This window comes from Methyloceanibacter sp. (genome assembly GCF_058506495.1).
The window spans coordinates 1-13,630 of the sequence record NZ_JBZMXT010000022.1 but is presented as its reverse complement, the minus strand read 5'-3'; the positions used below and the strand labels follow the sequence as shown (position 1 = coordinate 13,630).

Genomic DNA, 13,630 nt, shown 5'->3' with positions numbered 1-13,630 from the left:
CTTTATTGCCCGGCACGCCAAGGGTCCAGAATTGGACCGCAAGGTTGGTGCCATGACACGATACGAAGCTAGCGACGTTTTCACCCTGACATCGTTTCTCGATGGGGCGAACGCGACCTATCTCGCTGAGCTGTATGCCCTTTACAAGGCCAACCCCTCTTCAGTCTCGGAAGACTGGCGCAGCTTCTTCGCCAACTTAGGCGATGATGCAGCCAACGTTATCGCTGAGGCAGAAGGTCCCTCTTGGGGCAGTTGGAACCGGGAACCTTCTTGGAGCCGCGGCACTGCGTCACCCCCTGCAGCGGTCGCAGGTTCAGACGCACTGACACAGGCTGAAGCGCTCGATGCCGCTAGAGATACGCTTGGCGTGCGGATGCTCATTCGCGCCTACCGCACGCGCGGTCATTTGATCGCTAACTTAGATCCCTTGCGCCTCACAGAACGCGGCGCCCACCCCGAACTCGATCCGGCCACATACGGTTTTTCACCGTCCGACTATTCGCGGCCCATCTATATCGGTGGCGCCCTGGGTTTCGAATTCGCCGACCTCGCCCAAGTGCTGGCGGTCTTGGAGAAGACCTATGCCGGCACGATTGGGTTTGAGTACATGCACATTTCCGACCCCGAGCAGCGCGCCTGGCTTCAGGAGCGCATTGAACGCCATGAGATGCAGTTCACGGAGCAAGGCAAGCGCGCGATCTTGAACAAGTTGATCGAGGCGGAAGGCGCCGAACGGTTTCTCAACGTGAAATATACGGGGACCAAGCGCTTCGGCCTCGATGGCGGCGAATCGATGGTTCCGGCGCTCGAGCAAATCATCAAGCGTGGCGGGCAACTCGGCGTTCGAGAGATCGTCATTGGCATGCCGCATCGCGGACGCCTCAACGTGCTTGCCAATGTGATGGCAAAGCCTTGGCGCGCGATCTTCAATGAATTCCGCGGCGGGTCGGCGCACCCAGACGACGTCGAGGGCTCCGGCGACGTGAAGTACCATCTGGGCGCATCATCGGATCGCGAATTCGACGACAACCGCGTACACCTGTCGTTGACTGCTAACCCTTCTCATCTCGAGTTCGTCGACCCCGTCGTCCTCGGCAAGGTTCGGGCGAAGCAGGACCAGGTCGGCGACACAGAGCGCGTAGAAATTCTACCTCTGCTTCTGCACGGCGATGCCGCCTTCGCTGGACAGGGCGTGGTCGCTGAGTGCCTTGGGCTGTCGGGGCTCAGGGGTCACCGCACCGGTGGTTCGATCCACTTTATCGTGAACAACCAGATCGGCTTCACCACGGCACCGCGCTTCTCGCGCTCCTCTCCTTATCCGAGCGATGTGGCGAAGATGATTGACGCTGCAATCTTTCATGTGAACGGCGACGACCCCGAGGCTGTCGTTCATGTCACCAAAATAGCCACCGAGTTCCGCCAGCGCTTCACGAAGCCGGTCGTGATCGACATGTTCTGCTATCGGCGACACGGACATAACGAAGCGGACGAGCCCGCTTTCACACAGCCTTTGATGTATCAGCGCATTGCCAAGCATCCGCGCGTGGTCGAGCTCTACGCGGACCAACTGATCAAGGAAGGCCTCTTCTCCAAAGAAGAGATCGACGGGCTGCTGGCAAAGTTTCGCGACTTCCTAGAGGAGGAGTTTAAGGCGGGTGAGACCTACCGGCCTAACCGTGCCGATTGGCTGGACGGACGTTGGTCGGGGATTGGCTTCGCAGAAGAAGGGGCGCGGCGCGGCCTGACCGGTGTCGACCTCAACGTCTTGCGCGAAGTCGGTCACAAGCTAACCGAACTCCCGCCGACGTTGACGCCGCACAAGACCATCGCCCGAATTATGGCGACGCGGCGCAAGTCCATTGACGAAGGCAAAGGCATCGATTGGGCGACGGCTGAGTCTCTCGCCTTCGGGACGCTGCTGGTCGAAGGCTTCAAAATCCGTCTGTCCGGACAGGACTCCGAACGCGGCACGTTCTCCCATCGCCATTCGGTCTTGATGGACCAGGTCAACGAGAACAAGTACACACCGCTAAAGCATCTCGGTAAAGAGCAGGGCGACTTTGAAGTCATCAACTCCATGCTCTCTGAAGAGGCTGTACTGGGCTTCGAATATGGCTACAGCCTCGCCGAACCGAATGCGCTCGTCCTGTGGGAAGCTCAGTTCGGGGACTTTGCCAACGGCGCGCAGGTCATTATCGACCAGTTCATCTCATCGGGCGAACGCAAATGGCTTCGCATGTCGGGGCTCGTTCTGCTCCTACCCCACGGCTACGAAGGCCAGGGGCCCGAGCATTCCTCGGCGCGGCTGGAGCGCTATCTCCAGCTCTGCGCCGAAGACAATTGGCAGGTCGTCAATTGCACGACGCCGGCTAACTATTTCCATGTATTGCGGCGCCAGCTGCATCGGCAGTTCCGGAAGCCGCTTGTACTCATGACGCCGAAGTCGCTACTGCGCCACAAGAAGGTCAAGTCCGACATTGAGGACTTTGGACCGGATTCTAGCTTTCACCGGCTCCTGTGGGACGACGCCGAGCGCATGGTGGACCCGCCCGTCAGGCTGGCACCGGACGACCAAATCAGACGCGTCGTCCTTTGCTCCGGCAAGGTCTATTACGACCTTGAAGCCGAGCGTGAGGCACGCGGCATCTCGGACATCTATCTGCTCCGCATGGAGCAACTCTACCCCTTCCCTGCACGGGCGCTCATCCAGGAGCTCGGCAGGTTCAAGAATGCCGAAATCGTATGGTGCCAAGAGGAGCCCAAGAACATGGGGGCTTGGACTTTTGTAGAACCTAATTTGTCTTGGGTTCTAGACCACATCGGTGCGAAGACTAGGCGCCCGCGCTACGCTGGGCGCCCGAGCTCTGCGGCAACGGCAACCGGTTTGATGTCGAAGCACGTAAGAGAGTTGAAGGCGCTACTTAACGAAGCCCTAGGCTGAGCTGGGAGACCGAAGCGGCGTGCAGACAACCGCTGCGTAAGTAGTATGCTGGGAAAGATGAGCTGTTAAGTGCCATGACCACAGAGATCCGAGTGCCGACATTAGGTGAGTCCGTCGTAGAGGCGACAGTAGGGCAGTGGTTTAAGCAGGCTGGCGAAGAGGTAGCCGCCGACGAACCGCTCGTCGAACTCGAAACGGACAAAGTAACGGTCGAGGTCCCTGCGCCCTCCGCCGGCGTTCTGTCCGAGATTGTGGTGAAGGAAGGTGATACGGTCGAAGTTGGCGCCCTCCTCGGCGCCATCGCGGACGGCGACGGAGCTGTTGTGGTGCCGGTCACTAAAGCCGCGGAGCCGAAGCCCGTCGATCCGGCGCCTGCACCACAACCGGCACCAGCCGCTGCCGCTCCGACGGAGCCCGTGGCGCTCAAGCGCGAGCCCCATATTCGTGCGGAGATCGCTCCAACGTCCATGCCGCCATCTCCGGCCGCACAGAAGCTTCTTGAGGAGAGTGGCCTGACAGTCGACCGGGTCACAGGCACGGGCAAACGCGGGCAGATTCTGAAGGGCGATGTCATCGCAGCCACGGCTGCCGCAGAAACCTTGCGCGAGACGCCACGCGAGGCGAAGCCGCCAGCTCCTGCGCGCGCCCCCGTCACACCTGACGATGCTTCGCGAGAGGAGCGCGTGCGCATGACGCGGCTTCGCCAAACGATCGCGAAGCGCCTGAAAGACGCACAAGACACAGCCGCAATGCTGACCACGTTCAACGACGTGGACATGAGCCATATCATTCAGCTGCGCAAAGAATACAAAGACGATTTCCAGAAGCGGCACGGCGTGAAGCTCGGCTTCATGGGCTTCTTTGTGAAGGCCTGCGTCCAGGCGCTGAGAGACATCCCGGCCGTTAACGCGGAGATCGATGGCGACGATCTCGTTTACAAGAATTACTACCATATCGGCGTTGCGGTTGGCACGGAGCGCGGCCTCGTCGTGCCTGTGATTCGCGACGCAGACCGTATGGGCCTTGCTGAAGTCGAAAGCACGATCGCTGATTTCGGCATGCGGGCCCGCGAAGGAAAGCTCGGTCTTGCCGAGATGCAAGGTGGAACCTTCACGATCTCCAATGGCGGCATCTATGGGTCGATGCTCTCAACGCCGATACTTAATGCGCCGCAGTCAGGCATTCTTGGCATGCACCGCATTGAAGAGCGCCCTGTTGTGCGGGACGGGCAAATCGTGGCACGCCCGATGATGTATCTCGCACTCTCCTACGACCACCGCATCGTTGACGGTAAAGAGGCGGTCACGTTCCTAGTCAACGTGAAAGATTCGCTTGAGAACCCCGCACGCCTGATTCTAGATCTCTAGCCCTGACTTCAGAGACAGTCCTAAGAGATAGTCCATGAGTACCTCCTACGACCTGACCGTCATCGGCACTGGCCCTGGCGGCTATGTGTGCGCCATTCGCGCCGCGCAGCTCGGAATGAAAGTCGCCGTTGTTGAAAAGCGCGAGAGCCATGGCGGTACATGCCTGAATGTGGGCTGCATACCCTCAAAGGCCCTGCTGCATGCGTCCGAGGCCTACGCCGACGCTACGGAGCATTTCGTCGAAATGGGCATCAAGGTGAAGCCGGAGCTGGACCTTGCCACAATGCTTGCCTTCAAGGATGAGGGCGTGAAGGGCAATGTGGACGGCATCGAGTATCTGCTGAAGAAGAACAAGATCGACACATATCACGGGCTCGGTACGATCCTCGCGCCTCATCAGGTCGAGGTAACCTCGGACAAAGGCGACAAGCAGACGGTCGAGGCCCAGGCCATTGTCATTGCCACCGGCTCCTCAAGCGCGAATGTGCCTGGCATCGAGGTGGATGAGAAACGCATCGTCTCTTCCACAGGCGCGCTAGCGCTGCCGAAAGTGCCGAAGCGCATGATCGTCATTGGCGGCGGTTACATCGGCCTTGAGCTGGGCTCCGTCTGGTCGCGGCTGGGTTCCGACGTCACCGTCGTCGAGATGCTGCACACAATCACGCCGGGGCTCGATGGCGAAGTCGCAAAGCAGCTCCAGCGTACGCTGAAGAAGCAAGGTCTCAAGTTCAAGCTTGGCGCCAAAGTCACCAAGGTCGACACGTCGGGCAAGTCGGTGAAGCTCACCATCGAGCCCGCTGAGGGCGGCGAACCCGAGACGCTTGATTGCGACGTCGTCCTGGTCTCCATTGGCCGCGTGCCGAATACGGAAGGCCTAGGCCTGGCGAATGTTGGCGTCGAGACGCATGCGCGTGGACGCATCGTCGTCGACCACAGCTTTCAAACCAACATTCCAGGCATCTATGCCATTGGCGATGTAATTGCCGGCCCTATGCTCGCGCACAAGGCCGAGGAAGAAGGCGTTGCCGTTGCTGAAATTCTTGCTGGCCAATCGGGTCATGTAAATTACGACGTGATCCCGTCCGTTGTGTACACAGCCCCGGAAGTGGCAAGCGTCGGCAAGACCGAAGAGCAGCTGAAGGAAGACGGAGTTGCCTACAAGGTCGGCAAATTTCCCTTCACCGCCAACGGCCGCGCCAAGGTCAATCGCACCACCGAAGGCTTCGTCAAAATTCTCTCCGACGCTGTGACCGATCGTGTGCTCGGGGTCCATATCATCGGTCCCGATGCGGGCACGATGATTGCCGAGGCGGCTGTGCTCATGGAGTTCGGGGGATCGGCCGAAGATTTGGCGCGCACGTGTCATGCGCACCCGACCCTTAACGAAGCCGTCAAGGAAGCCGCTCTCGCCGTCGAGAAACGTCCGATACATATGTGACGTTGGCGCGAGTTCTCACGCCCGCGGATGCGCGTCGTTGTAGGCCTTCAAGAGATGCGCGCGGTCGACCTCCGTATAACCTTGCGTGGTCGAAAGACTTGCATGCCCGAGCAACTCTTGGATTGCCCGCAAGTCGGCCCCTGCCCCCAACAAATGCGTCGCGAACGAGTGGCGGAGGGCATGCGGCGTGGCGGTCGCCGGCAATCCGAGCGCGGCACGGGCCTTCTCAAGACGCAGCTGTATAATCCGTGGGCTGAGCCTCTTGCCCCGCACGCCGATAAAGAGTGGATCGTCGGGGCCAAGTTTTTTTGGGCAAAGATCGAGATACCGCTGGATGGCCTCGCAGGCGACTGGTAGCACGGGCACGACGCGCGTTTTGTTGCCTTTGCCGGTCACGCGAAGCGTGTCGCGCCCCTTTATCGGCGCATCGCAGACCTGAAGTCTCAGCGCCTCGGAGATACGCAAGCCCGATCCATAAAGAAGCGTGAGCACGGCCGTGTCGCGCGCCAACGTCCAGTTCGGCGCCTCGGGCACGGCAAGATCGGAACCCTCGATGAGCGCAGTCGCTTTCGCCTCGGGTAGCGGCTTCGGCACGGCGTGCGGCAGCTTCGGCATGGACACCGCGCGAACCGCATCATTCTTGCCGTAGCCGCGCCGCTCCAGATATTGGAAGAACATGCGCAGGGCGCTTAAAGCGCGAGAGAGGCTGCGGCTGCCGACGTTCTGGCTGCGGCGATAAGCAAGGAAAGATCGAATATCGCGTGCCGACAGTGCGAGCAGCGCCGGCATGTCAGGTGCACCACCAAAATGCTGACCTAAGAAGAAGAGGAATTGCCCAAGGTCGCGTGTATAGGACTCGACCGTATGCGCGGCGAGACCGCGCTCTGTCTTCAGATACACAAGCCAAGCCTGGGCAGCGGCGGCCACGTCCGGCGCCGTGCCGAGTTCTGAGATATCTTCTTGTCCGATATTTTGCGATTGCTTTGCCATCACGCTCCACCAACGTACCACAGGCGCTACTATGTCAGGGTGAGTCGTTAAGTCCCGGCTAACGTGAGTCTCCAACGTTCCAGGAAGTCCTTAGATTTGGCCAAATCCGACGCGGACCAAACCATGCTGATCCCCGAGACGGACTTGGAAACGGTCCCGGTGCTGGTCCCGTTGGCGCTGCCGGCGCCCTACGACTATCTCGTGCCGGAAGACGCGCAGGTGGGGCCCGGAAGCTTCGTGGTCGCGCCGTTGGGACCGGTAAAGTATGTCGCCGCGGTTTGGCGGCGGCCTGAAGGCGCACCAGCAGCAACAGTGCTGAGATCGAAACTGCGCGCGCTTGTCGATGTCCTCGACGATGTGCCGCCGCTTCCCGCTATCTCGATGGATTTCGCCGAATGGGTGGCGGGTTACACATTGGCACCGCCCGGCATGGTCTTGCGCATGATGATGAGCGCTAGCACCGCGTTTCAGCCACCCGCGCCACGCTACGGGGTGCGTCTCGCAGGACCGCCGCCGGAGCGCATGACGCCCGCCCGCACCCGTGTGCTCGAGACAGCTCGCAACGGGCTCATCTGGGTAAAGTCGTTGTTGGCCGAGGCGGCGGGTGTGAGCCCCGGCGTGATAGACGGCCTGGTCGATGCCGGCACGCTGGTAGCCGAGCCTCTGCCCGATACGATCGCACGCGAGCTCGACCCCAACCTGCTCCGCGCTGAGCTGACGGCGGAACAGACAAAGGCGGCGGAGCGGCTCCTCTACAACACGCGCGATGGGTTTGCCGTCTCGCTGTTGGACGGCGTGACAGGGTCGGGCAAGACGGAGGTCTATTTCCAAGCCATTGCGGAGACGCTTGCGCGCGGGAAGCAGGCCCTCGTTATGATCCCGGAAATTGCTTTGACTTCGGCGTTCATCGCGCGATGCGAACAGCGCTTTGGCGCCCGCCCCACAGAATGGCATTCCGGCCTCACCCAATCGGCGCGCGGTCGCGCGTGGCGCGCGGTTGCGGAAGGCAGGGCTCAGCTTGTGGTGGGCGCGCGTTCGGCGCTGTTTCTGCCCTTCCCTAAGCTCGGACTCATCGTTGTCGATGAAGAACACGATCAGGCCTACAAACAAGAAGACCGCGTCTCCTATCAAGCGCGGGACATGGCAGTCGTACGCGGGCATCTCGGCGGTTGCCCGGTCATTCTGAGCTCCGCCACACCGTCCATCGAGAGCTGGGTCAACGCGGATCAAGGCCGCTACCGCCATGTCCCCCTGCGGGCGCGCTACAAGGCTGCGGGTCTGCCCGACCTCAAAGCCATCGATATGCGGAAATCACCGCCGGAGCGCGGCTCGTGGCTATCGCCGGTGCTCACCGAAGCCATGGCGGAGACCTTGGCGCGCGGAGAGCAGTCCCTCCTGTTTCTCAACCGCAGGGGCTATGCGCCGCTCACGCTCTGCCGCAACTGCGGCTATCGCTTCGAATGCCCGAACTGCTCAGCCTGGATGGTGGAGCACCGGTTCCGCCACCGGTTAGAGTGCCATCATTGCGGTAAGTTCGCGCCTATCCCCGAGGAATGCCCCGCTTGCGGCGCCGAGGACTCCCTCGTGGCGTGCGGGCCGGGGGTAGAACGCATCGCCGAAGAGGTGGGAGCCCTTTTTCCGGAGGCGCGCCGGGCGATCCTCTCCAGCGACATGACCCCGCGCATCTCGGATCTGCGCGAGACCCTTCGGGAGATCGAAGACCGCGAGGTGGACATTGTGATCGGCACGCAGCTCGTGGCCAAGGGTCACCATTTTCCGGGGCTCGCGCTTGTGGGCGTTGTGGATTCGGATCTCGGTCTCGCCCAAGGCGACCCGCGCGCTGCCGAGCGCACGTTTCAGCTGCTGAGCCAGGTCACCGGCCGCGCGGGACGAGAGACGATTGCCGGGCGCGGACTGCTTCAGACCTATATGCCCGAACACCCTGTGATTGAGGCTCTGATCTCGGGCGATCGCGACGCATTCTACGAGCGGGAGATCGCGGCACGTCGAGAAGCTGGCATGCCGCCCTTCGGTCGGCTCGCCTCGCTGCTCATCTCCGGCACGGACCGCGCCGCCACGGAGGCCCATTCCCGCGCCATCGCCCGCGCCGCGCCGCCGGCCGACAAGATCAAAGTCCTCGGCCCCGCGGAGGCGCCGCTATCGGTGGTACGCGGCCGTTATCGCTACCGGATATTGGTCAAAGCCCCGCGCGAAAACGACATCCAGGCGTATCTGCGCCTTTGGATAACCGATATGCCGAAAGCGCGGGGGTCGATCCGCCTTTCCATCGACATCGATCCGTATACTTTCCTCTGAGGCACGCGCCAAAGCCGCCGGTCAAGCGCTTGACTCATGCGCTTTTGTTGCGCCGCCGTCACCCCTATGTTACAGCCTCCGCGGGGTGTCCAAGGAGTGGTTCAACGGTGCCTTTTTCGGGCAGTTTTTCGTTGACGCGGGGGCTCTAATCCCAGCATTTACCGGGCTGTAAGGGTGGGTCGGCGAGAGCCTGCGCCCACGTCCAAGGGAGAGGCTTGAGGGACTTGTCAGCTGAGGATCATACAGTATCGGGAGTTGCCGGCCGCTATGCCACGGCGCTCTTCGAGCTTGCCATCGAAGAGAACGCACTTGAAAAAATCGAGACAGATCTCAACACGTTCGGCCAAGCCCTCGATGCCTCGGAAGATCTCGCCCGCCTCGTAAACAGCCCTATGTTTTCAGCCGAGGAGCAAGGCCGCGCTCTTGAAGCGATCCTCGACCAGATCAAAATCGACGGCCTGACCAAGAATTTCTTGCTGCTTGTCGCCAAAAACCGCCGGCTCTTCGCCGTGCCGGGCATGATCGGGGCCTTCCGCGCCCTCCTCGCCGATCATCGGGGGGAGATCAGCGCCTCAGTCGCCAGCGCCACGCAGCTCAATGATACGCAAGTTACAGCCTTGAAGCAGGCCTTGAAGGCCGCCCTCGGTAAGGACGTCATGCTCGATCAGCATGTCGATCCGAGCCTTCTAGGCGGCATCACGGTGAAGGTCGGCAGCCGCATGATCGACACCTCGCTTCGTACTAAACTCACCCGTCTCAAGCACGCCATGAAAGAGGTTGGCTAATGGATATTAGAGCCGCCGAGATCTCCGCGATTCTCAAAAACCAGATCAAGAATTTTGGGCAAGAAGCCGAAGTGGCCGAGGTCGGCCAAGTGCTTTCCGTCGGTGACGGTATCGCCCGGGTCTACGGCCTCGATAATGTTCAGGCCGGCGAAATGGTTGAATTTGCCGATGGTACGCCGGGCATGGCGCTGAACCTCGAAATCGACAATGTCGGTATCGTTATCTTCGGCGACGACCGGAACATCTCCGAAGGCGATATCTGCAAGCGTACCGGCAACATCGTGGAAGCCCCAGTTGGCAAGGGCCTGCTTGGCCGTGTTGTCGACGGTCTCGGTAACCCGATCGACGGCAAGGGGCCGATTGAGGCCACGGAAATGCGCCGCGTGGACGTGAAGGCGCCAGGCATCATTCCCCGCCAGTCGGTGCACGAGCCCATGCAGACTGGTCTTAAGGCCGTGGATGCGCTGATCCCGGTTGGACGCGGCCAGCGCGAGCTGATCATTGGCGACCGCCAGACCGGCAAGACCGCGATCATTCTCGACACGATCCTCAATCAGAAGTCGATCAACGATCGCGACGATGAGTCGGCCCACCTCTATTGCATTTACGTGGCTGTCGGTCAGAAGCGCTCGACCGTTGCCCAGTTCGTGAAAGTGCTCGAGGAGAACGGCGCGCTGCCCTACTCCATCGTCGTGGCTGCAACGGCCTCGGACCCGGCCCCGATGCAGTTCTTGGCGCCGTTTACCGGCTGCACCATGGGCGAGTATTTCCGCGACAACGGTATGCACGCTCTCGTCAACTACGACGATCTCTCCAAGCAGGCCGTTGCCTATCGCCAAATGTCACTCCTGCTTCGCCGTCCGCCAGGGCGCGAGGCTTATCCCGGCGACGTGTTCTATCTTCACTCGCGCCTGCTGGAGCGCGCTGCCAAGCTCAACGCCGACAACGGTTCGGGATCACTGACCGCTTTGCCGGTGATTGAAACGCAGGCCAACGACGTGTCTGCGTATATCCCGACCAACGTGATTTCGATCACGGACGGTCAGATCTTTCTTGAAACGGACCTCTTTTATCAGGGCATCCGTCCAGCGGTGAACGTGGGTCTGTCCGTGTCTCGCGTGGGCTCTTCGGCTCAGGTCAAGGCCATGAAACAGGTGGCCGGCAAGATTAAAGGCGAGTTGGCTCAATATCGTGAGATGGCGGCGTTCGCACAGTTCGGCTCGGACCTCGACGCCACCACGCAGAAGCTCTTGAACCGCGGCGCGCGCCTGACCGAGCTTCTGAAGCAGCCGCAATTCTCGCCGCTCACGGTCGAGGAGCAAGTCGTTTCCATCTACACGGGTGTGAGCGGCTATCTCGATGACCTGGCCGTATCGGACATTGGCCGCTTCGAAGATGAGTGGCTGCGCTACATGCATACCGAGCATCAGGACCTTCTCGACACGATCCGCGATGAGAAGAAGATTTCCGATGAGACCGGCGAGAAGCTCAAAGCTGCAGCCGACAAGTTTTCTAAAGCCTTTGCGTGAGCTAATCGATGGCCTCGCTGAAGGAGCTTCGGAACCGTATCGCCTCGGTTAAGGCGACCCAGAAGATCACCAAGGCCATGCAAATGGTGGCCGCGGCGAAGCTTCGGCGCGCTCAGTCTGCGGCTGAGGCCGCCCGCCCCTATGCCGAGCGCATGGATGCCGTGCTGTCGAACCTCGCCGAGGCTTTGAAGGGCCTGGAGGGCGGCTCGCCTCTCATGATCGGAACCGGCAAGGACGATGTCCATCTTCTTATCGTCTGCACTTCGGAGCGCGGTCTTTGTGGTGGGTTTAATTCGTCCATTGTCCGCAAGGCTCGAGACAAGGTGCTGGAACTGATTGGACAAGGGAAAGAAGTCAAAATCCTTTGCGTCGGCAAGAAGGGCTACGATCAGCTTCGCCGCCAGTTCGCAGCGCAGATCATCGACACGATCGAGTTTCGCGGCATTAAGCAGCTGACATTCGAGAATGCCGACCAAGTAGGTCAACGCGTTCGGAGCATGTTTGAGGCCGGAGAGTTCGACGTGGCCACTCTGTTCTTTGCCGAGTTCAAGTCTGTCATCAGCCAGAAGCCGATGGCCCAGCAGCTCATTCCGGCATCGATTCCGGAAGGGGCTGAAGGCGGCGTCGACCTCAAAGGCGCGATCTACGAGTACGAGCCGGAGGAATCGGAGATACTTGCCGACCTTCTGCCGCTGAATATCACGACCCAGATTTTCAAGGCGCTGCTCGAAAATGCAGCGTCAGAGCAAGGCGCGCGTATGAGCGCCATGGATAGCGCGACACGCAATGCCGGCGAGATGATCGGCAAGCTGACGCTGAACTATAACCGGACCCGCCAGGCCCAAATCACCAAGGAGCTGATCGAGATCATCTCCGGTGCCGAGGCCCTCTAGTCAGTTAAGGAACGGAACGATGGCAAACAGACCCGTTGTGGCAGAGACCAAGAAGCAAGAGAAGCGCATTGCCGAAGGCGTGGGCCCCAAAGGCCAGATCCGCCAGGTGACCGGCGCTGTCGTCGACGTGCAGTTCGACGAGCACCTACCGGAAATTCTGAACGCGCTTGAGACAGAGAACCAGGGCAGCCGCCTCGTTCTTGAAGTGGCTCAGCATCTTGGTGAGAACACGGTGCGCACTATCGCTATGGACTCAACCGAAGGTTTGGTCCGCGGCCAGCAAGTCGTCGATACGGGCGAGCCAATTGCCGTTCCCGTGGGCCCAAAGACACTTGGCCGCATCATGAATGTGATTGGCGATCCGGTTGACGAGCTCGGTCCGATCGAAACGACCGATAGCCGCCCGATCCACGCCAGCGCGCCAGACTACGTGGACCAGGCAACGGAGTCAGAGATTCTCGTCACTGGCATCAAGGTCGTCGACCTACTCGCCCCGTACGCCAAGGGCGGCAAAATCGGCCTGTTCGGCGGCGCAGGCGTGGGCAAGACCGTTTTGATCATGGAGCTGATTAACAACGTCGCAAAAGCGCACGGTGGCTACTCCGTGTTCGCCGGTGTTGGCGAGCGCACCCGCGAGGGCAACGACCTCTATCACGAGATGATCGAGTCCAAGGTAAACAAGGATCCGAAGGAAGGTTCGATTGAAGGGTCGAAATGCGCCCTCGTGTATGGCCAGATGAACGAACCCCCTGGCGCCCGCGCCCGCGTGGCGCTGTCGGGCCTCACGGTTGCCGAGTCCTTCCGCGACGAAGGCCAGGACGTGCTGTTCTTCGTGGACAACATCTTCCGCTTCACCCAAGCTGGTTCCGAAGTGTCCGCCCTTCTGGGCCGTATTCCTTCGGCGGTGGGATATCAGCCCACGCTCGCCACTGACATGGGCGCCCTGCAGGAGCGCATCACCACGACCCAGAAAGGTTCGATTACCTCTGTGCAGGCCATTTATGTGCCGGCTGACGACTTGACCGACCCGGCGCCGGCAACGTCGTTTGCTCACTTGGACGCCACGACCGTGCTGTCTCGTACCATTGCCGAGAAGGGCATCTACCCCGCCGTGGACCCGTTGGATTCCAGCTCGCGTATGCTCGACCCGCGCATCCTAGGTGAGGAACACTACGCCGTGGCCCGCCAGGTGCAGGAGATCCTTCAGCGCTACAAGGCGCTGCAGGACATCATCGCCATTCTTGGCATGGACGAGCTCTCCGAAGAAGACAAGCTCACCGTGGCGCGCGCCCGGAAGATCGAGCGCTTCCTGTCTCAGCCCTTCCACGTGGCTGAGGTGTTCACCGGTTCTCCTGGTGTCCTTGTCGACAT

9 protein-coding genes are annotated in these 13,630 nt (G+C 60.8%); 8 read left to right on the top strand and 1 reads right to left on the bottom strand.

The window, feature by feature from the left end:
* Positions 1–52 precede the first annotated feature (52 nt).
* The 3 genes from AC33YF_RS06045 (at position 53) to lpdA (ending at position 5,746) form a co-directional block, all read left to right on the top strand.
* Positions 53–2,941, top strand: a complete 2,889-nt coding sequence (locus AC33YF_RS06045; RefSeq protein WP_491776299.1) for a 2-oxoglutarate dehydrogenase E1 component — start codon at positions 53–55, stop codon at positions 2,939–2,941.
* A gap of 74 nt (positions 2,942–3,015) precedes the next feature.
* Positions 3,016–4,308, top strand: coding sequence for a 2-oxoglutarate dehydrogenase complex dihydrolipoyllysine-residue succinyltransferase (gene odhB / locus AC33YF_RS06040; RefSeq protein ID WP_491776298.1), 1,293 nt, complete (start codon positions 3,016–3,018; stop codon positions 4,306–4,308).
* Between the two features lie 34 nt (positions 4,309–4,342).
* Positions 4,343–5,746 (top strand): dihydrolipoyl dehydrogenase, encoded by a 1,404-nt coding sequence (gene lpdA, locus AC33YF_RS06035; RefSeq protein WP_491776297.1) that lies wholly within the window; start codon positions 4,343–4,345, stop codon positions 5,744–5,746.
* Between the two features lie 15 nt (positions 5,747–5,761).
* Here lpdA and AC33YF_RS06030 read toward each other — a convergent pair whose 3' ends face one another.
* The gene (locus AC33YF_RS06030) at positions 5,762–6,736 is read right to left on the bottom strand and encodes a tyrosine recombinase XerC (RefSeq protein ID WP_491776296.1); all 975 of its coding nucleotides are present in this window, start codon (positions 6,734–6,736) and stop codon (positions 5,762–5,764) included.
* Between the two features lie 123 nt (positions 6,737–6,859).
* On the opposite strand from AC33YF_RS06030, the gene AC33YF_RS06025 reads away from it, so the two are divergent.
* From AC33YF_RS06025 to atpD, 5 genes are all read left to right on the top strand, one after another.
* A complete protein-coding gene (locus AC33YF_RS06025; protein ID WP_491776326.1) occupies positions 6,860–9,052 on the top strand; it encodes a primosomal protein N' in 2,193 nt (730 codons plus the stop codon).
* A 224-nt stretch (positions 9,053–9,276) separates the two neighbouring features.
* Complete coding sequence (locus AC33YF_RS06020; RefSeq protein WP_491776325.1) at positions 9,277–9,837, top strand: F0F1 ATP synthase subunit delta; 561 nt, start codon at positions 9,277–9,279, stop codon at positions 9,835–9,837.
* A complete protein-coding gene (gene atpA / locus AC33YF_RS06015; protein ID WP_491776295.1) occupies positions 9,837–11,366 on the top strand; it encodes a F0F1 ATP synthase subunit alpha in 1,530 nt (509 codons plus the stop codon). Before AC33YF_RS06020 ends, atpA begins: the two co-directional genes overlap by 1 nt.
* Positions 11,367–11,374: 8 nt before the next feature.
* Positions 11,375–12,259 carry a F0F1 ATP synthase subunit gamma gene (locus AC33YF_RS06010; protein WP_491776294.1) on the top strand — a complete coding sequence of 295 codons (885 nt, stop codon included), beginning with the start codon at positions 11,375–11,377 and terminating at the stop codon, positions 12,257–12,259.
* Positions 12,260–12,278: 19 nt separating this feature from the next.
* Positions 12,279–13,630: F0F1 ATP synthase subunit beta (atpD, locus tag AC33YF_RS06005; RefSeq protein ID WP_491776293.1), on the top strand; the 1,352-nt coding region annotated here is incomplete at its 3' end.